The organism is Isoptericola sp. NPDC055063 (genome assembly GCF_053608125.1).
Window position 1 is genome coordinate 214947 of sequence record NZ_JBSGUW010000002.1, and the last position, 24736, is coordinate 239682.

The 24736-nt window shown below is 74.2% G+C and carries 15 protein-coding genes; 8 read left to right on the forward strand and 7 right to left on the reverse strand.

Annotation, left to right across the window (positions count from 1 at the left end):
- Positions 1-13: 13 nt before the first annotated feature.
- Entirely contained in the window at positions 14-784 is a 771-nt protein-coding gene (locus ACWF41_RS02955; protein WP_380322334.1) for a GH25 family lysozyme, read from the reverse strand.
- Positions 785-841: 57 nt separating this feature from the next.
- On the opposite strand from ACWF41_RS02955, the gene ACWF41_RS02960 reads away from it, so the two are divergent.
- Both ACWF41_RS02960 and ACWF41_RS02965 read left to right on the forward strand, forming a co-directional pair.
- A complete protein-coding gene (locus ACWF41_RS02960; protein WP_380322331.1) occupies positions 842-1021 on the forward strand; it encodes a hypothetical protein in 180 nt (59 codons plus the stop codon).
- Positions 1022-1111: 90 nt separating this feature from the next.
- Positions 1112-1663 carry a GNAT family N-acetyltransferase gene (locus ACWF41_RS02965; protein WP_380322328.1) on the forward strand — a complete coding sequence of 184 codons (552 nt, stop codon included), beginning with the start codon at positions 1112-1114 and terminating at the stop codon, positions 1661-1663.
- Between the two features lie 12 nt (positions 1664-1675).
- Here the strand turns inward: ACWF41_RS02965 and ACWF41_RS02970 are convergent, their stop codons facing one another.
- The 3 genes from ACWF41_RS02970 to ACWF41_RS02980 are packed head-to-tail and all read right to left on the reverse strand — an operon-like array spanning position 1676 to position 6727.
- A complete protein-coding gene (locus tag ACWF41_RS02970) occupies positions 1676-3322 on the reverse strand; it encodes a GMC family oxidoreductase (protein WP_380322325.1) in 1647 nt (548 codons plus the stop codon).
- Complete coding sequence (locus tag ACWF41_RS02975) at positions 3319-4920, reverse strand: AMP-binding protein (RefSeq protein ID WP_380322322.1); 1602 nt, start codon at positions 4918-4920, stop codon at positions 3319-3321. Before ACWF41_RS02975 ends, ACWF41_RS02970 begins: the two co-directional genes overlap by 4 nt.
- A 40-nt stretch (positions 4921-4960) precedes the next feature.
- Positions 4961-6727: an aldehyde dehydrogenase family protein gene (locus tag ACWF41_RS02980; RefSeq protein ID WP_380322319.1), complete on the reverse strand. Its 1767-nt coding sequence runs from the start codon at positions 6725-6727 to the stop codon at positions 4961-4963.
- Positions 6728-6860: 133 nt separating this feature from the next.
- On the opposite strand from ACWF41_RS02980, the gene ACWF41_RS02985 reads away from it, so the two are divergent.
- Positions 6861-8075 (forward strand): PucR family transcriptional regulator, encoded by a 1215-nt coding sequence (locus ACWF41_RS02985; protein ID WP_380322316.1) that lies wholly within the window; start codon positions 6861-6863, stop codon positions 8073-8075.
- A 15-nt stretch (positions 8076-8090) separates the two neighbouring features.
- On the opposite strand, the gene ACWF41_RS02990 is transcribed toward ACWF41_RS02985, so the two are convergent.
- Complete coding sequence (locus ACWF41_RS02990; RefSeq protein ID WP_380322313.1) at positions 8091-8543, reverse strand: MarR family winged helix-turn-helix transcriptional regulator; 453 nt, start codon at positions 8541-8543, stop codon at positions 8091-8093.
- A gap of 89 nt (positions 8544-8632) precedes the next feature.
- On the opposite strand from ACWF41_RS02990, the gene ACWF41_RS02995 reads away from it, so the two are divergent.
- The 4 genes from ACWF41_RS02995 to ACWF41_RS03010 all read left to right on the forward strand — a co-directional run bounded on the left by ACWF41_RS02995 (position 8633) and on the right by ACWF41_RS03010 (position 13462).
- Entirely contained in the window at positions 8633-9304 is a 672-nt protein-coding gene (locus ACWF41_RS02995; RefSeq protein WP_380322310.1) for a hypothetical protein, read from the forward strand.
- 127 nt (positions 9305-9431) lie between these two features.
- The gene (locus ACWF41_RS03000) at positions 9432-9851 is read left to right on the forward strand and encodes a transferase (protein WP_380322307.1); all 420 of its coding nucleotides are present in this window, start codon (positions 9432-9434) and stop codon (positions 9849-9851) included.
- Between the two features lie 378 nt (positions 9852-10229).
- A complete protein-coding gene (locus ACWF41_RS03005; RefSeq protein WP_452181979.1) occupies positions 10230-11414 on the forward strand; it encodes an AI-2E family transporter in 1185 nt (394 codons plus the stop codon).
- The gene (locus ACWF41_RS03010; RefSeq protein WP_380323164.1) at positions 11411-13462 is read left to right on the forward strand and encodes a bifunctional lysylphosphatidylglycerol flippase/synthetase MprF; all 2052 of its coding nucleotides are present in this window, start codon (positions 11411-11413) and stop codon (positions 13460-13462) included. The genes ACWF41_RS03005 and ACWF41_RS03010 overlap by 4 nt, the downstream gene beginning before the upstream one ends.
- 82 nt (positions 13463-13544) lie before the next feature.
- Here the strand turns inward: ACWF41_RS03010 and ACWF41_RS03015 are convergent, their stop codons facing one another.
- Positions 13545-21743, reverse strand: coding sequence for a DUF5979 domain-containing protein (locus ACWF41_RS03015; protein WP_380323161.1), 8199 nt, complete (start codon positions 21741-21743; stop codon positions 13545-13547).
- Positions 21744-22017: 274 nt separating this feature from the next.
- Here ACWF41_RS03015 and ACWF41_RS03020 point away from each other — a divergent pair, with 274 nt between their 5' ends.
- The gene (locus ACWF41_RS03020; protein WP_380323158.1) at positions 22018-23067 is read left to right on the forward strand and encodes a TIGR00341 family protein; all 1050 of its coding nucleotides are present in this window, start codon (positions 22018-22020) and stop codon (positions 23065-23067) included.
- A 36-nt stretch (positions 23068-23103) separates the two neighbouring features.
- On the opposite strand, the gene ACWF41_RS03025 is transcribed toward ACWF41_RS03020, so the two are convergent.
- The gene (locus ACWF41_RS03025) at positions 23104-24684 is read right to left on the reverse strand and encodes a DUF7927 domain-containing protein (protein ID WP_380323155.1); all 1581 of its coding nucleotides are present in this window, start codon (positions 24682-24684) and stop codon (positions 23104-23106) included.
- Between the last annotated feature and the right edge of the window lie 52 nt (positions 24685-24736).

Genomic DNA, 24736 nt, shown 5'->3' on the forward strand with positions numbered 1-24736 from the left:
CGACCGTATGCCGCTACCGCTGGGTCAGCGCGCGGAGGTCGTCGAGGGTGCCGTCGAAGACGTTCATGTCGATGTACTGCTCGTCGCCGGCGTAGCCGGGCAGGGTGTCGTGGTCGGAGTACTGCCAGAACTCCCAGTCCCGCCTCGGCAGGTCGGGGCTGCTCACCACGGACCGGATCCACAGCGGGTAGCGGTCGTAGCGGGCGCCCAGGTAGTCGGCGCGGATCTGCTGCGTCGTGTAGAGGATCGGGGGGACGCCGTAGTGCTCCTCGAGCGCGTCGAGCAGGGGGTCGAGGATGCCGCGCAGCTCGTCGACGGTGGGCGGGTCGGCCGCGAAGTCGCCGTAGTACTCGACGTCGACGACGGGCGGGAGCGTGCCGCTCTCGGCGGGGACGACGTCGATCATGTGGGCGGCCTGGTCGGCGCCGGGGCTCTCGAAGCTGAGGAAGTGGTACGCGCCGACGAGCAGGTCGGTGCCGCGGGCGCCCTCCCAGTTCGCCGCGAACCGCTCGTCCTCGTGGCTCGAGCCCTCGGTGGCCTTGACGAACGCGAAGTCGAGGTCCTGCGCGGCGAGCGTCGGCCAGTCGATCTCCCCCTGGTAGGCGGAGACGTCGACGCCGCGGACGGCGAACTTCGCCGCGGTGACCCGGTTGGGCCACAGCACCCCCTGCCACACGAGCAGGGCGAGCACCGCGAGCGCCACGACGACGGCGCCGCCGGCGATCAGCAACGCGCGCCCGCGGCGACGCGGGCGCGGGGCTCGTTCGTCGAGGTCGACGTTCATCCCCCGATCCTGCCGGACCGGCGGGTCGGCGGCCGCCACGGCGCGTACCGTGGACGCATGACGGCCGAGACCGTGGGCTCACCCGGCGAGCCCGACCCCCGCGAACGCTTCCGGCACCTCGACGCGCCCCTCCCGCCGGACCAGCTGCGCGCCGGGCAGGACGTCGCCCCTGCCCCCGACGAGAAGGACGACGAGCTGCGCGAGGCGGAGTGGCTGCTCCGCAACGTCGGTCTGTGATCTCGGAGCCGGACCCCGCGCTGAGCGCCGTCACCTTCGAGCAAGGGTCCGCAGGTGCGGCGGGAGCGAGGCTCGGCCACGATGGCGCTCGTGGCCTCTCCCGCCCCCTCCCCCGACGCGTCGATCGAGCTCCGCGTCACCGACAGCGCGGGCGCTGCCGCCCTCGCCGACGACGTCTGGCGCTGCTACGACGCCGTCTTCGGCGACGTCACGGACCCGGTCGTCTGGCGCACGGACCGGTACGACCGGCACGCCGCTCGCGACGGGTACCGCCTGGTGACGGCGCACGCGGCCGACCACGCGGGCGACGACCTGGTGGGCTTCGCGTGGGGCTATGTCGGGCAGCGGGGCCAGTACTGGTCCGACCTCCTGGTGGACAGGCTCCCGGACGACGTCGCCGACGCCTGGGTGGGCGACCACTTCGAGCTGGTCGAGCTCGGGGTCCTCGCCGCGTGGCGCGGCCACGGCGTCGGCCGGCGGCTGCACGACGCCGTGCTGGACGGCGTCGGGCGGCGCAGCCTCCTGCTCACCTCCGACGACGAGGACGACCCCGCCGTCCGGCTGTACCGCCGCTCCGGCTGGCAGCCGCTCGGCCCGCTGGGGCCGGGCACCCAGGTGATGGGTCGCCCGGCCCCGCGGTGAGGGCCGGCGCGCCTACCGCTGCGCCGCGGCGGCGCGCGGGGCGGCGGCGACGCCGAGGAGCAGGTCGGCGGCCTTCTCCCCGATGACGATGGCGGGGGCGTTCGTGTGCCCGCGGATGATCGTCGGCATGACCGACGCGTCCGCCACGCGCAGGCCGGTGACGCCCCGCACGCGCAGCTCCTCGTCGACGACGGCGGCGCCGTCGGACCCCATGCGCGCCGTCCCGACGGGGTGGTAGAGCGTGTGCGCGTGGTCGACGAGCGCGATCTCGTCGCGCTCCGCGCGCGTCAGCTGCTCCCCGCCCGCCGGCTGCACGAACGCGCCGGTCGTGACCTCGCGCAGCGCCGGGGTCACGAGCAGCTCCTCGCACACGCCGAGGCCCGCGAGGAGGGCGGCGCGGTCCTTGCCCGCCGGGTCGCTGAGGTACCGCGGGTCGATGAGCGGCTTCTCGAAGGGGTCCCGGCTCGCGAGCGTGATCGTGCCGGTGCTCTCGGGCTGCACGAGGATCGCGCCGAGGGTGACGGCGTGCCCGTCGTGGGCGACGAGCCCCTCGCCGACGAACCCGACGGGCGCGAAGATCAGCTCGACGTCGGGCAGGTCGACGGCCGGGTCCGTCGAGACGAAGCCGTACGCCTCGCCCACGTTGGACGTCAGCATCCCGCGCCTGCGCGAGAGGTACGCCGCGAGCTCGCGGGGCTTCTCGGCGAGAAACAGCGTGCCCTCGTGCGCCCCGACCGCCAGCAGCGCCATGAGGTGGTCGCGCAGGTTCTTGCCCACCTCGGGGCTGTGCGCGACGACGGGGATGCCGAGGCCCTCCAGCTCGTCCCGGTCGCCGACGCCCGACAGCATGAGCAGCTGCGGCGTGTTGACCGCCCCGCCGGACAGCACGACCTCCTGGCGCGCCTGCGCCACCAGCGTCGCGCCGCCGCGCACGTACTCGACCCCCACGGCCCGCGTGCCGTCGAACACGACGCGCGTGGCCTGCGCGTCCGTCACGACGGTGAGGTTGGGTCGCTTGCGGGCCGGCTTGAGGTACGCGTCCGCGGTGCTGAACCGCGACCCGCCGCGCTGGCTGACCTGCGTGCGGCTGACCCCGCGCTGGTCGTGCCCGTTGCCGGGCACCACGGGCAGCCCCGCCTGCTCGGCCGCACGTAGGTAGGCGCGCGTGGCGGGGCGCGGGCTGCGCTGGTCCTGCACGTGCACGGTGCCGGCGCGACCGGTCTCGTCCTCGTTGTCGCGGTCGACGCCGGGCGCGACGTTCTCGACCCGCTCGAAGTACGGCCGCAGGCCCTCCCACGACCAGCCCGCGCCGGCGGCCTCGCCCCACGCGTCGTAGTCCTCCGGGAACCCGCGCACCCACATCATCGCGTTGATCGACGAGCTGCCGCCCAGCACCTTGCCGCGCGGCCAGAAGACGCGCCGCCCGCCGAGGTGCTCCTGCGGCTCCGTGTCGTAGTCCCAGTCCACCTCGGACCGGAACAGCTTCGAGAACGCGGCGGGGATGTGGATCTCGGTCTTGGTGTCCTTCGGGCCCGCCTCCAGCAGGAGGACGCTCACCGACGGGTCGGCGCTGAGCCGGCCCGCGAGCGCCGCCCCGGCGGAACCGGCGCCGACGACGACGTAGTCGTGGGGCTGCGTGGCCCGCTGGTCCCGGCTCATGCGGTCACCTCCGACGCGCCCTGGTCGACGGTGCGCAGGTCCTTGCGCAGGATCTTGCCGGACGCCGACTTGGGGACGGCGTCGATGAACACGACCTCGCGCACCTTCTTGTACGGGGCGACGCGCTCGGCGACGAAGTCCATGACGTCGTCGGCCGACAGGTCCGCGCCGTCCTGGAGCACGACGAACGCCTTGGGCACCTCCTCGCCCTCGGCGTCGCGCGCGGCGACGACGGCGGCGTCCGCGATGCCGGGGTGGGTGAGCAGCAGCGCCTCGAGCTCCGCGGGCGCCACCTGGTAGCCCTTGTACTTGATGAGCTCCTTGAGGCGGTCGACGACGGTGACGACCCCGTCGGGCGTGGCGGTGACGACGTCGCCGGTGTGCAGCCAGCCGTCGGCGTCGAGGGTGTCGGCGGTGGCCTGCGGGTTGCCGAGGTAGCCGACCATGATGTTCGGGCCGCGCACCTGCAGCTCGCCGGGCGCGCTGACGCCCGACGCCGGCAGCGGGATCTCGTCGCCGGTCGCGGGGTCCACGACCCGGCACTCGACGTTGGGCACGGGGATGCCGATGCTGGACAGCGGGACGTCGCCGGTGGCCGGCACGAGCAGCGCGACGGGGCTGGTTTCCGTCATCCCGTAGCCCTGCCGCACCACGCAGCCGAGGCGGCGGCCGACGGCGCCGCCGAGCTCGCCGTCGAGCGGCGCGGCGCCCGAGATGACCTCGCGGACCGTGGACAGGTCGTAGCGGTCGATCAGCGGGTGCTTCGCGAGCGCGACGGCGACGGGCGGCGCGATGAACAGGAACGAGCAGCGCTCCTCCTGCGTGATCCGCAGGAACTCGGGCAGGTCGAACCGCGGCATGGTGACGAGCACCGCCCGGGCCCGGAGCGCGAGGTTGAGCAGCACCGTCATCCCGTAGATGTGGAAGAACGGCAGCACGGCGAGCACGCGGTCGCTCGGGGTCACGTCGATCATGGCGGAGGTCTGGAGCACGTTCGCCACGAGGTTGCGGTGCGTGAGCATGACGCCCTTGGGCCGCCCGGTGGTGCCCGACGAGTACGGCAGGACGGCGAGGTGCGTGGCCGGGTCGACGGTGACGTCGGGCGCGGGGCGGGCCTCGGCGAGCAGGTCGGCCAGCGACTCGTGGCCGTCGGTGCCGTCGAGCACGACGACGCGGCCGGCCGGGAGCCCGGCCCGCTCCGCGCCGGCGGCCGCTGCGGGCAGCAGCGGGGACACCGTGAGCAGCAGCGTCGCGCCCGAGTCGGTGAGCTGGGAGGCGACGTCGCCGCCGGTCGCGAGCGCGTTGATCGTGGTCACCGTGGCGCCGGCGCGCAGCGCGCCGTGGAACACGGGCACGAACGCGGGCACGTTGGGCGACAGCAGCGCGACGACGTCGCCCGGCCGGACCCCCCGGGCGGCGAGCGCGCCGGCGACGGCGTCGACCTGGTCGCGCAGCGCGCCGTACGTCGTCACGGCGCCGGACGGGCCGTCGATGACGGCCGGACGCTCGAGGTCGGCGTCGGCGAGGTCGGCGAACAGCAGGTCGTACAGGGTGACGTCGGGGATGTCGACGTCGGGCAAGGGGCTGCGGAAGGGCATGGCGTCTCCTTTGACGGGACCGTGGCGGGGTGAGGGGAGTTCAGGCGCGGAACGCGGCGGTGAAGACGGACGGCATCCGGAGCCAGCCCGGCCGGGCGGCGAAGTCCGTCAGCCGGCGGCCGGTGGTGGCCGCGCTGCGCGCCGTGACGAACCACGGCGGCTTCGGGAACAGGGCGAGCTCGCCGTGGGCGACCGATCGCGGGAAGGGCCGGAACGGCCCCGTGACGACGGTGCGCTCCGTGTCCTCGAGGAGCAGGGCGTTGTGGACGACGCCGCGGCCGCTCTGGATGTCGTCGAGCGGGTGCCCGGGGTACGCGCCCCAGGGCGCGGTCGCGGTGAGGTAGCCGACGCCGGTCCACGCGTTGACGCCGATCGTGCCGTAGCGGAGGTCCGCGATGGCCTGGTCGAAGCCGGATCCGAGGGCCTTGCGGTCCTTCGGGGCGACGACGACGTTCGCGCCGAGCGTGCCGGTGAGCTCGTCGTTGGCGTGCGCGACGGCGGCGTCGAGGAACCGCTGCCCCGTGCCGGGCAGCTCCACGACGCCGAGGACCGGCGCGAAGTACTCGCTCCGTTCCAGGTCCGCCGCGTCGGCGTGCGCGCCGGGCCCCGTGAGGTCGACGAGCAGGCGGCCGCCGTCCGTCCCCAGCCGGGCGGCGTCGGGGTAGGACGCCGCCGCCGACGCGAACCGCGCGTCGCTGCCCGGGTACCAGGCCGGGCGGGCGGGCGCCCGGTCGAGCGCGTCGCGCAGCGCGGCGAGGAACGCGTCCTTCTGCGGCCAGTCCGCGCTGAGCAGCACGACCTGCCCGGCGATGCAGTTGTACCCGCCGTTGTGCAGCCGCATGGTCGCGACGTGCTCGGCCTGGTAGCGCAGGTCGTCGGCGGACCAGTCGCCGGGGACGACGACGACCGGCGCCACGCCGCCGAGCTCGCTGGTGATGTCCTTGTCGAGGACCGGCGTTCCGGCCGCCTTGCGCGCGCGGCCCTCGTCGCCGGGACCCCACACGATGGCGTCGTGCGTGACGGAGCTGCCGGTGATGTGGACGTGCGCGATGCCGGGGTGCCGGGTCAGGTAGGCGCCCGCCTCGGCGCCGCCGCGCACGATCCGCAGCACGCCCGCCTCGATCAGCGGCGCGAGCGCGGCGGTGAGGACCGGCTCGAGCTCGTCGAGCGTCGGGTTGAGCTTGAGCAGCGCGACCCGGTTGTGCGCGACGAGCTCGGAGGCGACGTCGAGCGGCGCGATCGAGGTGATGTTGCCGGCGCCGAGCACCAGCCCCACGCCGCCGGTGCGGCGCGGGTGCTGCTGGGCGAGCCCGGCGTGCGACCGCGCGGTGGAGGCGGCGACCCCGGGCCGCAGCCAGACCTCCGCCCGGAACCCGTGCAGCAGGACCGCCTCGTGCGCGCTGTGCGGGAGCACACGGACCGTGGTGCGGCCGCCGGGCGCGGCGCCGAAGCGGGCGCCCGCGATGGGGCTGCGTCGCTCGGCGAGCGCCGCGAGGGAGCGGGAGAGCTGCGCGAACCCCGTCAGCGCCGGGTACGGGCCCGAGATCCACTCCTCGCCCATCAGGGGCGAGGCGGGGTCGAGGCCCTTGATGCGGCCCGAGGTGGTGGCCCACCGCTCCGCGTTCGCCGCGATCGCGGCGTGCGTGCGGGCGAGGAGGGCGGCGCGCGCGGCGAGCGACATGGCGGCCCAGCGCCGCTCCCCCGCGGCCAGCTCGGCGATCGTCGCGTCGAGGGCGGCCCGCTCGGCGGTGCGCAGGGTGGAGTGGTCGGCGTCGGCCGACGGCGAAGAGCTCGCGATGGTGGTCATGGATCTCCTTCGATCGTGACCCGAGTCTCACCCCGCGGGGGTGCCGGACTCCATGGGCGGGCGCCCCCAGATGGCTGGGGAAGTTTGTGCGCCGGCACAAGAGCCGCCCGCTGGCGGCGGGTACCGTGGCCCCATGACCCTGTACGAGGACGTCGCCGCGCCGCGCGTCGCGCCGCTCCCGCCCGCCGCCGACCTGTTCCGCGAGCTGCTGGGTTCGGTGCCCGCGGTCACCGACCGCGTGGTCGCGCAGATCCTGGCGGGCGAGCACGCGTACGCGGAGTCCGCCCTGCCCGACGGCGCCCTGCGCGCCGTCGTCGAGGTCAACATCGAGGCGCTCCTGCGGAGCATGGGCGGCGAGCCGGACGACCTCGCTCCCGCCCGCGACGCTGGGCGTCTCAAGGCGGAGTACGGCATCCCCCTCGCCAGCCTCCTGCACGCCTACCGCCTCGCCGGGCTGGCGCTCTGGGACGAGATGGTCGCGAACGCCGCGTCCCGGCACCGGTCGGAGGAGCTGCTGCGCGCGTCGTCGGACGTCTGGGGCATCATCGACCGCTTCTCGTCCGTCGCCGCCGACGCCTACCGCGACGTCGTCGACGAGCGCGACCGCCGCAGCCAGCACGCGCGCAGCCTCATGCTGGTGGCGCTGCTCGACGCGGACACCCCGCTGCGTGAGGCGACGGGCATCCTGCGCACGCTCGGCCTGCCCGAGCAGGGGCGGTACCTCGTGGTGTCCGCCGAGCTCGACCCCACCGGCGACGACCCGCTGCCCGAGGTCGAGGCCCGGCTGCGGCACCGGGGCGTCCGCTCCTCCTGGTCGACGTGGGGCGCCGAGCGGGTCGGCGTCGTCGCCTGCCGCACGGACGCCGAGCTTGAGGGCGCCGTGGAGGTCGTGGGGGCCGCCGCGACCGCGCGGGTCGGGGTCTCGGGGGCGGTCACCACCGTCGCCGACGTCTGGCGCGGACTGCGCGAGGCACGGCTGGCTCTCGAGTGCGTGCCGCGCGGCACGGCGGGATCGCACGCCTTCGGCGCGGCGCCGGTGGACGTCCTGCTGGTCACGCACCCCGAGCAGGCGGCCGAGCTGCGGACCACCGTGCTCGGCGCCCTCGCCGACTCCCCCGACCGCGGCCACCTGCTCGACACCCTCGAGGCCTGGTTCGACGCCGACGGGTCCACCGCCGAGGCCGCGCGCGCCCTGCACTGTCACCGCAACACCGTCGGCTACCGCCTCGGGCGCATCGAGGACCTCACCGGGCGGTCCGTCGCCCGGCCCGCGCAGGCCGCCGAGCTGTACGCCGCGCTGCGCGCGACCCGCCTCGCCCCCGGGAACGGCGCCCGCACGACCGGCTGAGGGCGCCGGGACCGCTCAGCCGTCGCCGAGGCGCGCCATGATCGCGGCGTACTGCCGCCGCTGGGTCTCGGAGAGCGGTGCGAGGAGGTCCTCCTGGACCGCGTCCAGCACGGTGTCGAGGCGCCGGAGCACCTGCCGGCCGGAGGCCGTGACCGACACGATCTTGCGCCGCCGGTTGGCCGGGTCCTCCTCCCGCGCGACGAGGTCGCGGGCCTCGAGCTCCTGGAGCACGGCGGTGACGTCGCTCCGGTCGATGCCGGTGTCGCGCCCGAGGTCGGCCTGGCTGGCGGGCCCGAACTGGTCGAGCGCCGCGAGCAGCCGGTAGTGGTACCCGCGCAGCCCGTCGCCGTGGCTGGCGAACGCCTCGGACAGCAGCGCCGAGGAGCGGGCCGCGGCCCGGCCCAGGAGCCAGGTGGGCCGGTCCTTGAGACGGTCCGGCGTCCGGCCGAGTCGTGGCTGCTCGCGCATGGGCCAAGTCTAGTCAGGTTGTTGGCCGCACCCACATCTGTGTGTATGTTGGTGGTACCAATCTTGGTGAGGCCAACAAAGGAGATGTCATGACCGACAGGACGACCCGGGTGCTCGTCGTGGGCCGCAGCGCCCGCGCCCTCACGGAGGTGGTCGCGCTGCTGCGCGCCCAGGGCTACCCCGCGAACGCGACCAACCAGTTCGACCGCGTGCTCGACGACTACGACCCGGCCGACGTGGACCTCGTGATCTTCGGCGGCTTCGTCCCCCCGGCGCTCCGCGAGCACCTCGAGGCCGAGCTGGGCCGGCGCCACCCCGGCATCCGCTGCGTCGGCGGCCTGGGCGGGGTGGCGCCACTGCTGGTCGCGCAGGTGGAGGAGCTCACCCGCGGCGCGGCCCTCGGCGTCCGGCACGACGAGGCCGAGCACGCCGTCCGCGTCACCACGACCGAGCCCGCGCACGTCACCGTCACCGTCCTGTGGGGCGTGCCCGTCCCGCCGGACCCGATCCCCCACGTCGTCGCCGTGGCCGACGACGACCTCCCGGCCGGCGCCCATGCGTTCGCCCTCCCGGCGGACACGCCGGCGCACGGGGCGTTCGCCCGCGTCCAGATCGGAGACCGCGTCAGCGTCCTGCGGCTCGGCCCCGCACCCCGACCCGCCCCAGGAGCGAACGGCCCGGGCGCCGCGGCGCTCCCCGACCCGGCCCCGGTGACGACCCGCCTCCCGTGGCACCTCAGCGTGGGGGCGACCCCCTTCTAGGCATGGCCCGACCACGACCTTGGCGGCCGGGGACCACCCGGACCGGTGCCCCGGTACACCGTCCGGGAACATCGCGCGGCGCTTGCGCGTTATGTCACAAGATTCACCCGCACCATGAGGAGCACTCTTGCGACGCATCCCCCGAAAGGTCGAGATCGAGCACGAGCCGGGGAAGTTCACCCGATACCTCCGGCACGACAACGGCGAGGGCTTCGTCTCGCCGCACGCGACCGTCCACCCCGACGCCACCATCAGGCCCGGCGCCTACGTCGAGGCCGGCGCCCGTGTGGGCGCGCGCGCCCAGGTGGGACGGTTCAGCTGGGTGGACGTGGACGCCGTCGTCGGGCGGGGCGCCCGCGTGGACGAGAACGTGCACGTCGGCGTCCGCGGCGTCGTCGGCGACGGCGCGCGCGTCGGCTCGGGCAGCCGCCTCGGCACCGACAGCCGCGTGCCCGCCGGCACGGTGGTGGCCCCCGACGCGATCGTCCCCGACGGCGAGACCGCGCACGGCACGCGCCGCCGCAAGGACTTCGGCACGGCCGCCTGACTCCGCCGCTACCGCCCCGCCCGCCGCGCGCGGGACGTTGCTATGGTGGCCGGTTCATCGACCCACCTGGAGGCGAGTGGAGGTGAACTCCCGTGGCCAAGAACACGAAGAAGCAACCGTCTCTCTCCCTCAAGGAGAAGCGCGCGCAGAAGCGCGAGAGAACTGCCGAGACCACCGTCAAGGCGCGTAAGCGATAGAGACCCCTGAGGCCGGGCCGGCCGTCCCTCGACGGCCGGCCCGGCCTTCTCGCGCCCGCACGACGGCGCCGGCTGCCCGCACGGCTGTGCCACCTGCGATGACGGCGCCGACGCGCCCGCCTGCGACGCGCGCCGGGCGCCACCGCGCGCGATGATGCACGGGACCGACCCGAGGAGCCCCGTGCCCGACGACGCCCCCGCGACCGACCCGACGACCGGCCCTGCGACCGGCGGGGCGCCCGGCCCCGAGCCCGCCGACCGGACCGCGGGCAGGACCGGCGTCCTCGTCCTGCGCCTGGGCCGCATCGGCTGGGCCGTGGTCGGCATCGCCGCCGCCGCGGTGGTCGTCTACGCCGCGGTGTCCGCGATCAGCGGGCTGGTGGTGCCCCTCGTCGTGGCGGCCGTCCTGGGCGTCCTGCTCCACCCGCTGGTCGATCGGCTCGAGCGGTTGGGGCTGCGCCGCGGGCTCGGGTCGCTCGCCGTGCTCGTCGCGCTGGGCGCCGTCCTCGCGCTCGCCGTGGGGGTGACGGCCGACGGCATCGCCGACCAGTCCGCGGAGATCGCCGACCGGCTGAGCAGCGGCCTCGCCACCCTTCAGGAGGAGCTCGCGGGCACCACCCTCGACCTGACGGGCCTCGACCTGAGCGACACGTCGGGCTCGCTCACCGGGGGCCTCGCCAGCCTGTTCGGCAGCGTGTTCTCCAGCGCGGCGGCGTTCGTCGTCGGCACGTTCATCGCCGTCTTCTTCCTCTTCTACGTCATGGCCGACTGGCCCCGCATCGAGGCGTTCGCGGCCCGCCACTCGTCGGTCGGCAGCGCCCGGGGCGTCGTCGTGATCGAGGAGGCGACCCTCACCCTGCGCCGCTACTTCGGCGCGCTGACGTCGTCCAGCCTGGTCACCGCCGTGCTCATCGCGATCGGGGCGGTGGTCCTCGACGTGCCGCTCGCGTTCTCCATCGCGCTCGTGACGTTCGTGACGAGCTACATCCCCTACCTCGGGGCGATCTTCTCCGCCGCGTTCGCCTGCCTCATCGCCCTCGGCTCGCAGGGCCTCCCCCAGGCGCTGATCCTGCTCGCGGTGATCCTCGTGGTGCAGAACGTGGTGCAGACGCTGATGCTCACCAAGCTGTCCTCCGACCAGCTGCGGCTGCACCCCATCGTGAACCTCGGTTCCACCATCGTCGGCGCAGTCCTCGCCGGGCTGCTCGGCGCCATGCTGTCCGCCCCCGTGACCGTCATCCTGCGCGACATCCTCGGCCACGCGCGCGGCGCCGATCCGGTGGCGGACGCGGACGCGGCGGCGCACGGGCAGGGCGGGCACGACGACGGGGCCGGGGCCGGGGCCGGGGCCGGGGCCGGCCCGTGAGCCTGCTGCGCCGGGCGCCGTTCACGCTCGCCGTCGTGGCGATGATGCTCGTGCTCGGCGTGGTGTCCCAGGGCCTGTGGACGCCGCTGCGGGACTCGTCGTGGTTCGACGTCGTGGCGTTCGGCGCCCCCGCGTTCCAGGACGGCCGCTGGTGGACTCCGGTGACCGGCTCGTTCTTCGCCCCCGTCCCCTGGGGCTACGTGCCGACGGCGGGCCTCTTCCTCGTCCTGGTCGGCTGGACGGAGCTGCGCCTCGGCACCCGGCGCACCGCGCTCGTCACCGCGACGACGCAGCTCGTGGGCGTCGTCGCGACGGCCGCCGCCATCACACTCCTCGCGCGCACCGGCTGGTCGTGGGCCGTGGGCCTGGCGGGCGACCTCGACGTCGGGTTCAGCGCCGGCGTCACCGGCGCGATCACGGTGACCGCGATGAGCTTCTCCTCCCCGTGGCGACAGCGCGCCGGCGCCCTCGTCGCGGCGTACGTGCTGGTGGGGCTCGTGGTGGGCGGCGGGCTCGCGGACGTGGAGCACGTGCTCGGCTGGCTGGCCGGGCTCGTCGTCGCGCGCCCGCTGCTCGGGCCGCGGCTGGGCGGCCGCACCCGCGCCGGCCGGGTGCAGCGCGACCGCGTCACCGCGGCCGGCTACTTCGCCCTGTCCGCGCTCATCGTCGTGCTCGCGGCCTTCGCGGCCGGGCCGGCGGGCGGGCCGCTCGGCAAGGTCGAGAGCGACGACTGGCCCACCGGGCTCGTCTCCCTGACGATCGACCTCGTCCTCGCCGTCGGCCTGTTCCGTGGGCGGCGCGTGTGGTGGCGGGTCGCCGTCGCCCTCACGCTGCTGAGCGTCCTCGCCGAGACGGTCCTGGTGCTCGCGTCGGCCGTCGAGCTCTCGCAGCAGCTGCCGCTGTACCTGCTCATGCTGCTGCTCGACGGCGGGGCGCTGGCGCTGCTCGTCGTGCGGCGCGCGTCCTTCCGCACCCGGCGGCACGCGCGCCCCTGGGCGCGCGAGCAGCTCGACCAGGCCGAGGCGCGTGCCACCGTCGCGCAGCTCGGTGCCGGGCAGCGGCTCGCCTGGATGACGACGTGGGACGGGAACGAGCGGTGGACCTCCCCCGGCGTGCCCGGCTACGTCGCCTACCGGGCGCACGCGGGCGTCGCCGTCGCGCTCACCGACCCCGTCGGCGACGGGCCCCAGGGCCGCGCCGAGCTCGTGGACGCGTTCGTCGAGGCCGCGTCCGCCGCCGGGTCGGGCTCCTGCTTCTTCTCCTCCAGCCCCGAGCTCGCGGACCTCGGGCGCCGCCGCGGGTGGACGGTCGTGCGCGTCGCGGAGGAGGCCGTCGTCGACCTCCCGGGCCTCGAGTTCCGCGGCAAGAAGTGGCAGGACGTGCGGACCGCCCTCAACCAGGCCGCGAAGCACGGCATCGGGCACCGGCTCGTCACCCTCGCCGACGAGCCGCCCGAGACGCTCGCGCAGGTGCGGGCCATCTCCGAGGCGTGGCTCGGCGACTCCGACCTCCCCGAGATGGCGTTCACCCTCGGCGGCGTGCACGAGGCGCTCGACCCCGCCGTCCGGGTGGGGCTCGCGACCGACGCCGACGGCCGCCTGCACGGCGTCACGAGCTGGCTCCCCGTGCACGCGCCCGGCGGCCAGGTGGTCGGCTGGACCCTCGACGTCATGCGCCGCGCCCCCGACTCGTTCCGCTACACGATGGAGCTGCTCATCGCGGACGCCCTCACCACGTTCCGCGACGAGGGCGCGCAGGAGGCATCCCTGTCCGGCAGCCCCCTGGCCCGCGACGGCGACCGCAACCCCGGCGGCGTCGACGCCGCCCTCGACCGCCTCGCCGAGGTCCTCGAGCCGCTGTACGGCTTCGAGTCGCTGCACCGCTTCAAGCAGAAGTTCCAGCCGCGCGCCGTGCCGCTCAGCCTCGTGGTCCCCGAGCCGGCGACGCTGCCGCTCGTCGGCCTCGCCCTCGTGCGGTGCTACCTGCCCGAGGCGCGCGCCCGCGACCTCCTCGCCGCGGCCCGGTCCGCCGGCCGCGACGCCTCCTGAGCACGCACCCCGCGCACGACGACGGCGCCGGCCCCGGAAGTCCGGGACCGGCGCCGTCAGTGCCGACCGTCAGTGCCGACCGTCAGTGCTGGTTGCGGCGACGGATCCCGACGAGGATCACGCCGGCCGCGAGCAGCAGCACCGCGATACCGACCCACATGATGATGTCGGCACCGGTGATCGGCAGCGAGCCACCGCCGTTGTCGCCACCGTTCGGCGGCGGCGGGACGGCGTCGAACGTGTTCGTCACCGTGATCGACGCCGGGTCGGCCGCGATCGTGACCGCGCCCGGGTCGCCGTCGCCCACGGCCGAGACCGTGGACGACGCCGCACCGCCGTCGTCCGTCTCCGTCACGACGCACTCGGCGCCGATCGGGAGGCCGTCGTAGGTGACGGTGTCACCGGCCGCGATCTCGCGCGCCGCGCCGCCCGGTACGTCGATGTCCTCGCCCTGGAACGTGCACGTGAGCGTCACCTCGAACGGCCCGACGTCGTAGGCGTCGCCCTCGAAGTCGACCGCCTTCTCCACCGCGACGGACCCCACGTCGAACGTGTTGGTCACGGTCACGACCGCCGGGTCGGCGTCCGCGCCCGGCACCACGACCTGGCCCGGGTCGCCGTCCTCCACGGCCGTCGACACGGTCGCCGACGTCGCGCCGCCGTCGTCCGACTCCGTGACCACGCACTCCGCGCCCACGGGGAGGCCGTCGTACGTGGCCGGCCCGTCCGGCGTCACCGTGCGGGTCGCCCCGTCCGGCACGTCGATCGGCTCGCCCTGGAACGTGCACTCGGCGGTGACCTCGAACGGCCCGGTGCCGAACGCCGCCCCGTCCCCGGTCACGACCTTCTCGACCGTGAACCCGCCGACGTCGAACGTGTTCGTCACCGTGATCACGGCGGGGTCGGCGTCCGCGCCCGGCACCACCACCTGGCCCGGGTCGCCGCCCTCGACGGTCGTGGAGACCGTCGAGGACGCCGCGCCCGCCGCGTCCGTCTCGGTGACGACGCACTCGGCGCCGATCGGGAGGCCGTCGTAGGTGGCCGGGTCGTCCGGCGTCACCGTACGGGTCGCGCCGCCCGGCACCTCGATCTCCTCGCCCTGGAACGTGCAGGCCAGCGACACCTCGAACGGCGCCGTGACGAACTCCGCGCCGTCACCGTCGAGCACCTTCTCGACCTGGATCGAGCCCACGTCGTAGGTGTTGGTGACTGTCACGACCTGCGGCGGAGCCGGGAGCACGCGGTCCTCGTCGACGACGAAGGGGCTCGGGTCCACGGTCACCGACGTGGCACCGCCCGTCTCGGTCTCCGTGACGGAGCAGGTCGCCCCGACCGGAAGCCCGAAGTACACGCCCGGCAGCCCCGGCCCGAACGGCCGCACAGCACCGCCCGGGATCGGGATCTCGGCACCCTGGAAGGTGCACTCCAGCGACGCACGGTACGGGATGCCGTCGAGCGGGAACTGCGCGTAGAAGTCCTCGAGCTGCGCGATCAGCGCCGCGAGCTCCTCCGGCGTGACCGGCTCGTCCGGCAGCTCCGGCAGCGGCGGGATCTCGGGCATGTCGGGAGCAAAGTCCGCACCGTCGCCGTCGACCGTCTTCTCGACGAGTACCGGCGCCGTGAGGAACGTGTTGGTGACCGTGACAGTCACGGTCGTCGCCTCCCCGCCGTCGGCGGGCGGCACGACGACCTCCGCCCGGTTGCCGTCGACCGGCGCGCCGCCGTCCACGCTGACCGACGTCTCCGTGGCCCCGAAGTCGTCCGTCTCCGTGACCGTGCACTCGGCCCCGACGGGCAGCCCCTCGTAGACCGCGGGCTGGCCGGGGACGAACGTCCGCGCGGCGCCGCCGGGGATCACGATGTCGACGGGATCGCCGTTCGCGTCCTCGCCGTACGTGCAGGCCAGGGTCACCTCGAACGGCCCGGGGCCGTAGAGGGCGCCCAGCCCGTCGAGCTCCTTGTCCACCTCGATCGTGCCGACGTCGAACGTGTTGGTGATGACCACCTCGGCCGGCTCGTCCGCGTCCACCGTCACGGTGTCGGGCACGACCACCGAGCCGGTGGCACCGCCGTCGTTCGTCTCCGTGATGGTGCACTCCGCGCCCACGGGCAGGTTGGCGATCTGGGCGTCGAGCGGCCCGGCGCCGCCGAGCACGACGGTGCCGTCGTACACGGTGCCGGGCTCGCCCGGCCCGTCGCCGTCGGCGTCGTACGTGCACACCACCTGGATCGTGAACGGCCCCGCCCCATACGCGGGCCCGCCCTCGCCGTCGACCACCTTCTGGAGGTTGATCGCCCCGACGTCGAACGTGTTCTCCAGGGCGACCTGGGCGCCGGACGTGCCGTCCTCGTCGGGGACGACGGTGACGTCGGCCGACGTGCCGTCGGTCTCGACCGGGTCCTCACCCGGCGTCGTGACGGTGATGGTCGTGCCCGCCGCGTTCGCAGCGTTCGTCTCGGTGACGGTGCACTCGGAGTTCACCGGCAGGCCGGTCAGCTCGACGGGCGTGCCGTCCCCGGCCAACTCCACGACCATCGGGTTCTCCGCGTCGTAGCCGTCCGCGAACACCGGGTCGCCGAGGAACGTGCACTCCACGGTCGCCTCGAACGGGCCGTAGGCGATCGGGTCGCCGGCCTGGTCGACGGCGTCGCTCTCCACGTCCTTCGACAGCACCAGGCCGCCGAGGTCGTAGACGTTCATCGCGGTGATGCTCACGGCCTCGGGGTCCTCACCGATGGTCACCGAGCCGACGATCAGGTCCGTCTGTCCGTTCGTCCCGTCCTCGGTGATCGTGCACTCCGCGCCGTAGGGCAGGTTCGGCACGGTGGTCGGCGTGCCCGGCACCACCGTGATGGGGATCGGGTCGAGCTCCTCCTCCACCCAGGTGCCCACCGCGGACGTGCACTGCACGTTCATCGCGAACGAGTCGGGCGCATACTGGGCGCCGGCGCCGCTGACCAGCTTGTTCACCTCGAGCGGTCCGGTCGCCGTCGCGACGCCGACCTTGACGCCCTCGGTGGGCAGGTTGTTCACCCGCCCCGCCGACTGGGTGACGACCACGCCGCCCGCCGCCGCCGAGTTCCACGCGATCGACCGGTCGCCGGCCTCCGGCGCCACCGGCGGCGTCGTCGTGGTGCCCTCGAGGATCACCGTGTCGCCCGGCCCGAAGAGGTCGTCCTCGGGGAAGGTCACGACCGCCTTCAGGGCGGTGATCTGCTCGAACACGGAGTCCGGCTCGTCGCCCGTCAGCCGCACCCACCCGGTCTCGGGGTCGTCGGTGGGGCACGGCATGGTCAGCGGGTCCTGGATGTCGCCCATGCAGTAGTCCTGCGTGGTCGAGTAGTAGAACGTGCCCACGGCGCCGTCGGGCAGCCCGACGAACGTGGGCGGCGGGTCGTCCGTGAGGATCGGTGCCCAGGCCGAGCCGCGCTGCGAGCCCGCGTACGAGCCCGTGTCGCCCGGGGTCGGGAGCCGGTCGTAGAGCACCAGCGTGTCCATGGGCAGGTTGCCCGCGTTGCTCACGCGGACGCGCCACGTCTCATCGTGCCCGGGCGCGATCACCGGCGTGCACGGGTAGGCGTAGAAGCCTGCAGCGTTCGGGGTGCACTCGTCCGGCGGGTTCGACGCGTCGGGGTCGACGATCACGTCGAGCTCGTCGTCGTTCGTCGCCTTGACGAGCTTCTGCTGCTCGAGCGCCGCGGACGCAGATGGCTTCACGTCGGCGTCGGCCTCGCAGGCCCCCGTCTCCTCATTCAGACGTGGGCTGCACTCGTCCCAGGGTCGGTCGCCGGTGACGCCGGCCGTGTTCTCCACCAGTGTGTTCGGCGGGAGGCCGAGCCGGAACTGCACCATCACGGTGATGGTGTAGCTCTGGCCCACCTCGAGCACCGACCCCGCAGGGAACGTGAACCCGAGGCTGTCGATGTCGCCCTGCTGGTCGACCGTCACCTGCGCGGCGTCGGTCGGCAGGTCGGGCGTGCTGGGGTCGGGGTCGGCGACGCCGCCCAGCGCGTACCGGAACGGCTCGTCCTCGCCCGCAGCGATCCGCAACTGTGCGCCGTCGTCGTCGAAGGGCATCGGGTCGTCCGTGACCACCGGGTCCACGATCGGCCGGTCGCCCGTGTTCGTGAACGTGATGTTCATCGGGAACAGGGCCTCCGGCGCCTCCGACCCGCCGGTGGGGACGCCGTCGAAGTCCTTGACGATCGTCACACCGTTGGTGGCGTGCTGGTACAGCATCTGCGCGTCCGCGGAGTCGTCGGCGCTCACCGGGACGAGATCGCCGGTCCCCGGGTCCACGACCAGGTCGGCGCCCGTCGTCGTGCCGTCCACGGTGTTGCTCGCGACGCCCGGTGCAGTCTCGCCCGGCGCCGTCGGGTTGGACGCCAGGTCGTGCTGGACGTCCCCGCCCGACCGCATCTCGTCACGTCGCAGGATCTGGATCGGCACGCTCTGCGTCGGCGTGGCGGGGTTCTCCCAGATCGAGTTGTCCGTGCGGCTGAACGTGAACCGCAGACCCTGCACCTGGGACGGCTCGACGCCGTCCGGCAGGGCGAAGTCCGGTCCCGCGACGCCAGTCACCCACTGGCCCCCGGTCACCTCGACCGGGTCCGGTGAGTCCGGGTCGCCGACGAACGTACCGCCCACGAAGGCGTCCACCTGCACCTGCTGGATCGGGGCCGCCAGGGCCGCGCTCGGGTCGAACCCGACGAAGTCGTACTGGTTCCAGAACTGCGGGTCGTCGTCCGTCAGCGTCATCTCCACGCTGCGCGACGGCCCGAGGGGCTGCCCGGTGAGAGTCATGATCACGGGGGTGTCGCCAGGGTTGCCGTGGTTCGGCTCCACGATGGTGTCCGGGCTGAAGGTCTTCGTGACGTCGATGCCGATCGCCGCGTCCTGCAGCTCCATCGTCGCGTCGTCGAACGCCTGCCGGGGGTCGTCGGCGAAGCCGCCCGGGTCGTCGATGGTCGCGACCGCGCCGTTCGGCACGGGGCTGTAGTCCGCCACCGTGACCGGGGCGTTGGTGTACCGGTCGAGCTGACGCAGCTGCAGGGTGAGGTTCATGACGCCCTTTGCCGCCGGGGCGACGAGGCCGTCGTACAGCACCTCGACGCCGACGACGTCGACGAGGTCCGCGGGCGTGAGCGCCTCTGCCCCGGCCTCGTCGCCGCGCGCCGTGTCGCCGTTCTCGTAGTGCAGGATCACCGTGGTCGTATCGGTGCCCGCCGGCGGCGTGAGGTCGATGTGCGTCAGCGTGAACGCGTCGAACGGCTTGGTGCCGGCGGCGGTGATCACGTCGTCCGAGTCCTCGGCGCCCGGGTCGGCCAGGCGGAGCTCGTCCACCTTCGCGGTCGAGTTGTTCGTCCCCGTGATGACGGCGTTCGTGGTCGGGTAGAACTCGAGCGGGGTGCCGTCCGGCGGCACCGACAGGGGGCCACCGGTCCAGTCCTTGGTCACCGTGACGTTCACGGGCGTGTCGAGGATCGTCACCTCGTCCGCGTCGGTGTCCGTGTAGTCGTTGCCCTCGAACGTGCCGGTGCCGCGCGCGGTGTCGTTCACCACGCCCGCGTCGCCCGTGTTGTACATCGTGCCGTTGGTGGTGCCCAGCACAGCCTCGTCGGGGTCGCTGCGCTTCGTGTCCCGCACCTGGAAGGTGAGGTCGACGTGGCGGCCGTCGGCCTGCGTAGACCGCGCGACGCCGTCACCGGCTGCGGGGGCCGTGGGGTCGGTCGGGTTGTCGGTGCGCGACGGGGACTCCACAAAGGTCAGCCGCACCGACGTCGCCGAGGTCTGCTCGTCCGCCGTCAGCGTGTAGCCCGGGAAAGTCCCGTCGCAGGCCTCCGGGCAGGGGTCGCCCGACGCCTCCACCCACGCGCCGTCGATGAACAGCTCGACGCTCTGCACCTGGTCGTACTGCAGCATCGGGTCGTCGAGGGCGATGCTCACCAGGTTGAACGCGTCGTAGAACGAGCCCGCGATGGCCGTGTCGTCGGCCGCGACCGGGTCGGCCTCGTCCTGCACGACCATCGGGCCGACTCCCGAGAAGCCGCCGGTCGACCACGTGAGCTGCGCGGTCACCTGGTCGTCGGTGCGGGCCTGCACCGTCGGCGGGTCGCCGAGGAACGTCTTGTCCATGAAGTCGGCGCCGGTGCCGTCACCGTCCACCGGGAACGGGTCCACGTCGTCGCACGCCTCGACCGGGTCCGTCATCTCGACCGAGCCGCCCGACGCGGACGAGTACGCGCAGTTGGTGATCGGGTCCTCGCGGTCCGCGGGGCCCGTGTAGTCGGCCGTGAAGTTCGGCTGGAACTCCGTGCCCGGCGGGAAGCCGGAGCCGTCGTCCGCCGTGAACGTGAACCGCACGCCCTCCGCGCCCGCGGGCAGGTCGCAGTTCACGGTGGCCGGCCCGTGCACGGGCGGGCAGTCCGGCGCGGGCGACCACGTTCCGGTGTCGGGGTCCCAGTACTCGACCGTCAGCGTCGCGTTGGGGGGCACCGACGTGCTGCGCACACCGGTTGCCTCGAAGTTGTCCCAGAACTCGCCCGGGTTCGCCGGGTCCTCCGGCTCCTGCACCACGAAGGTGTCGGCGTCCGTCGTCGACCCGTCCGGGCCGAACCCCGCCAGCGAGCTCGGCAGCTGCACCACGACGCTCTGGCCGGGAACGGCCGGGAACGTGGACGGCGTGATGACCTTGGTGATGTCCGTCGCCAGCCGGTCGACGAGCGTGGTGAGCGTGTCGTCGGCGAGTGCCGGGTCCGCGCTCGGCACCTCGGCCTGGATCTGGTTGGGGTGGTCGACGTCGTCCGCGATCTGGTCGGGGTCCGTGTCCGCCGTGAACGGGACGGTCGCCTCGGCGCCGTTGGAGATGTTCCCCGTGTACTCGATGGTGAACCCGGTGACGTTGCAGCCGGCCGGCGGGTCGGGCAGCGTGTCCACCTCGGTGGTCGAGATCGGCTCGGCGGCGGTGCCGTCGCACACGAACGTCACCGTGGCGCCCGTGGCGCCGTCGGGCCACACCACGCCGGCCCCCTGGCCGTCGGTGCCCCAGCCGGTGAACGTGATCGGGTCGTCGCCCTCGAAGACGTTGTTCGTGCCCGGGGCAGGCTCGGTGATCGTCAGCGACGTCACGGCGGTACCTGTGTTCTGCGCGCCGAGGGTCACCGTGGTCGGATCGCCGGCGCTCACCTGGGCCGGGTCGAAGGACTTGCTCGCCGTCACGCTGTTGTTCGGCGGCGTGATGACGTAGGTGTCGCTCGCCGTCGTCGGGTCGGACGACGCATCGTCCAGCGTCACGAGGGACGACGTGTCGTTGGTGACCGTGGTCGGGTCGGTGAGCTCCTCGACGGCGTCGCTCTGCTGCACCTGGACCGGGACGGTCGCCGTGGCCTGCGGCTGGATGTCGCCGCTGAACGTGTACCGCACGCCCTGGACCGCCGCCGGGTCGACGGAGTCGTCGAGCGGCTCCCACGAGTCGCCGTCCCAGTACTCCTCGGTCACCTCGGTGGCGTTCGGCGGCATCTCGATGTCGCCGGTGCTCGTGTACTCGAGGTAGGTGAAGGGGTTCGGGGTGGCCGTCGGGTCCACCGGGTCCTGGATCACCAGGGTGTCGACCGGGGCGTTGGAGGTGTTCGTTCCCGTGATCGTCATCGTGGCGGCCGTCCCGGGGGCGGCCAGCGCGCCCTCCGGATCGATCGCCTTGGTGGTCTCCGAGTCGAGGTTCAGCTCCACGACGGGCGTGATCTCGACCGTCGAGGACTCCTCGGCCGCGTTGTCCGCCACGACCGTCGCCGTGTTGGGGATCGGCACGCCGTCGGCGCTGTACGGCAGGTCCGGGTCCACCCGGGCGCTCACGGTGATGGTGGGCGTCTGCCCGTTCGGGTTCGAGTCGGCAGTGTAGGTCACCGTGTTGGTGGCGGGGTCTGCGACGACCACGCCGTTGGTCGCGCCGCCGCTGGAGCTGACCGTGGCGTCCACGAGGATCAGCTCGGGGGGCAGCTCGTCGGTCATCACCGTGTTGGTGCACGGGTCCGCGTTCGGGTCCGAGCAGGAGATCTGGATGGCGTAAGTGACGGTCTGCCCCGGCTCGTACGGCCCGGGACCGCTCGTCACCGTCTTGCTGATGCCCCACTCCGCGGCGGACGCCGTCGTGGCGGGGATGATCGCCCCCGCGAAGCCGAGCGCGAGCACGCCCAGGACCGACCAGCCGCGGCTGAAGCGCCTGCCCTGCCGCTTCCGTGCGTGTCGTCCGCCGTGCTTCGTCGTCGCGCGACCGATTGCCATCGAAGTTTCTCCCCCACCCCGGTGTCACCATGCGCGCGCGTACGACCTCGGACGCGCGCCACCTCCGAAGGTGTCAGACATGGGCGGGGTTGGCTCGGCGAACGACGATTTGCCCCATACATCGTCAAGGTCCGTTACTCCCTGTCACGCGGGGCCGTCACCTGGGCGTTCGTCGCGACGTGCGGCGCGCCGGGCGGCATACTCGCCTCGCCGCGGAGCACCCCGCCCCGGGCTGCCGGGCCCGTGGCCGGGCACGGTCCCGCCCGGAGGTCCGATGTCCTCACCCACCGCCGCCCCGCCCGAACCCGCGCGCGAGCACGGGCGCCTGCTGTCCGCCGTCGTGCCCGACCGGCAGCGTCGCGACCTCGCCGAGCTGGCGGACCGCCTCGACCTGTCCTCGGGCGAGGTGCGCGCCAAGCGGTCCGCGTTCTGGGCGATGCTGGTCCTCTCCGGGATCATCGCGATCTCCGGCGTCGTCACCGACTCCACCGCCACCGTCATCGGCGCCATGATCATCGCGCCGCTGTCGACGCCGATCCTCGGGTTCGGCCTCGGGGTCGTCACCGGCCAGGGCCGGCTGGTCGGGCGGTCCGCGCTCTACGTGCTCGGCGGCGTCGCGCTGGTGGTGGTGCTCGGGTGGCTCGTCGCGCTCGCCCTTCCGGAGACGTCGTCCGTCGTGACGAACTCCCAGGTCACCGGGCGCACCTCCCCCGGCGTGGGCGACCTGGTCGCCGCGTTCGCCACCGGGTTCGCGGGCGCGATCGCCCTCGCCCGCCGCGACCTCGGCGACGTGCTGCCGGGCATCGCCATCGCGATCTCGCTCGTGCCCCCGCTCGGCGTCGTCGGCGTGTGCCTCGGGGCGGGCGAGCCGGCGCTGGCGGCCGGCGCGCTGCTGCTGTTCGGCTCGAACGTCGTCGCCCTGGTCGTGGCGGCCACGGTCGTGTTCACTGGCGCCGGGTACGCCTCGGACGCCGCGCAGGCGCGCGAGGACGCGGGCGGGCGCCGCCGCCCCCGGCGCGCCGTCGTGCTGGGCGCGGCCGCCGTCGTCGTCGTGGCGGTGCCGATGGTCGCCAACACCATGCAGTCCGTCCTCGCCGAGGTGTGGGCCGGCCAGGTGCGCTCCGCCGCCGAGTCCTGGCTCGCCGACACCCCCGAGGCGGACGTCGAGGACGTCACCTGGCAGGGCACCGACCTCGTCGTCGAGGTGCGCGGGCCGGGCGACCTGCCCGACGTCGCCGAACTGCAGGCGTCCGTCGACGAGCTGGTCCCCTGGGACCCGGAGGTCACCGTCGTGCACACGGTCGGCGAGCGCGTCGAGGGCTGAGGCCCGGGCGGGCCCCGAGCCGTCGACCCCGTCAGTTCAGCCCCGTCGACGCCGCCCGGCCCCGACCATGACCGCGCCGCCGGCGAGGAGCACCAGGGCCAGCGCGACGGTCGCCGCGACCGGGTCGGGGCCGGTGTCCGGCAGCGTCCCCGCCGTCGGGGCGCCCGGGTCGGCAGGGCCTGCCACGGCCGGCGCCGACGGCGTCGCCGAGGGCGGGTCGGAGGGCAGCGCGGCCGGCCGCGAACCCCGCACCCTGGTGATCACCTGGCACCCCTCGGGCATCCGCGGGATCGCGGCCCGTACCGGCGCCGCCGTCCCGCCGCCGCCCGCGACGAGCTCCGTCGGGCAGTTGGACTCCGACGGCCCCAGCACGACGTTGGCGAGCTTCCGGTCGCCCGACGGCGGGTCGTCGACCGTCACCGCGTAGGTGAGCCGCGCCGAGCCGCCCACCGGCAGCGGGCCCGACCAGGACAGCCGCGGCCCGTCGGCGACGACCTGGCCGACGGTGGCGCTCGCCTCGCCGTCGAGCGTGGCGTCGTCGAGCACCCACGTCAGGTCGTCGGTGAGGTAGGCGGGGGCGTCGGCCGGGTAGTCCGCGGCGCCGGTGTTCGTCACGACCACCGTGTACGTCACCGTGTCGCCGGGGGCCACCGGGCCGGCGGGGTCCGCCGTCTTGACGATCTCGAGCTCCTGGACGCCCACGGTCGCGGCACAGTCCGGGTCGTCGCTGCCCGCGGCGCAGTTCGACTCGTCCGGGCCCACCACCACGTTGTCGAGGGCCTTGTCGCCCGACGGCGGGGCGGTGACGTGCACGAGGTAGACGATCTCGGTCGACTCCCCCGGCGCGAGCGGGCCGGACCAGGACAGCACCGGCGCGTCGTAGGTCAGGTCGCCGACGTCGGCCTCCCCGCCCTCGTAGGTCCCGTCGTCGAGCACGCCCGTCAGGTCGTCGGTGAACGACGCCGGGTCGTCGGCCGTGTACGGCACCCCGCCCGTGTTCGTCACCGTGACGTAGTACTCGACGAAGCCGCCAGCGAGGAGCGGGCCGTCCGGGTCCCCGACCTTGCGCAGGTGCAGCGCCCGGACGGGGACGGCCGTCGCGCAGCCGGGGTCGTCCCCGCCGGGCGGGCAGCTCGAGCCCTCCGGACCGAGGACGACGGCGGACAGGATCCCGTCGCCGGCGGGTGGGTCGTCGACCGTCACGGAGTAGGAGACCGTCGCCGTCCCGCCGGGCGCCAGCGGGCCCGCCCAGGAGAGGGCGCTGGCCGAGGGGGTCACCTCGCCCACGTCGGCGGTCGCGGTGCCGTCCCTGGTCGCGTCGTCGAGCACCGCGGAGAGGTCGACGCCGAAGGCCGCCGGGTTCTCCGCGTCGTACGGCGTCGTGCTCGTGTTCGTGACGGTCACCGTGAACGCGACGGTGTCGCCGGGCACCGCCTCGTCCGACGGGACCGCGGTCGAGGTGAAGGTCAGCGTCGGATTCACGACCTGCGCTGCGGCCCGCGGCACCACCACGACAAGCGCCGCGCCGCCGAGCGCGAGCGCCAGCGCACCCGACAGGGCGGCGCGAAGCCGCCGTCGCCGGTGGAGCCCCGGCCGGTCGTGGCGCGGTGCGGACATCCGGTCACCCGTCATGGGTGTTCTCCCGTCTCGTGACGCCCCGCCCCCGCGC

Coding starts and splice junctions, on each gene's coding strand:
- ACWF41_RS02955 (WP_380322334.1), bottom strand. CDS start 784: ATGAACGTCGACCTCGACGAACGAGCCCCGCGCCCGCGTCGCCGCGGG.
- ACWF41_RS02960 (WP_380322331.1), top strand. CDS start 842: ATGACGGCCGAGACCGTGGGCTCACCCGGCGAGCCCGACCCCCGCGAA.
- ACWF41_RS02970 (WP_380322325.1), bottom strand. CDS start 3,322: ATGAGCCGGGACCAGCGGGCCACGCAGCCCCACGACTACGTCGTCGTC.
- ACWF41_RS02975 (WP_380322322.1), bottom strand. CDS start 4,920: ATGCCCTTCCGCAGCCCCTTGCCCGACGTCGACATCCCCGACGTCACC.
- ACWF41_RS02980 (WP_380322319.1), bottom strand. CDS start 6,727: ATGACCACCATCGCGAGCTCTTCGCCGTCGGCCGACGCCGACCACTCC.
- ACWF41_RS02985 (WP_380322316.1), top strand. CDS start 6,861: ATGACCCTGTACGAGGACGTCGCCGCGCCGCGCGTCGCGCCGCTCCCG.
- ACWF41_RS02990 (WP_380322313.1), bottom strand. CDS start 8,543: ATGCGCGAGCAGCCACGACTCGGCCGGACGCCGGACCGTCTCAAGGAC.
- ACWF41_RS02995 (WP_380322310.1), top strand. CDS start 8,633: ATGACCGACAGGACGACCCGGGTGCTCGTCGTGGGCCGCAGCGCCCGC.
- ACWF41_RS03015 (WP_380323161.1), bottom strand. CDS start 21,743: ATGGCAATCGGTCGCGCGACGACGAAGCACGGCGGACGACACGCACGG.
- ACWF41_RS03020 (WP_380323158.1), top strand. CDS start 22,018: ATGTCCTCACCCACCGCCGCCCCGCCCGAACCCGCGCGCGAGCACGGG.
- ACWF41_RS03025 (WP_380323155.1), bottom strand. CDS start 24,684: ATGTCCGCACCGCGCCACGACCGGCCGGGGCTCCACCGGCGACGGCGG.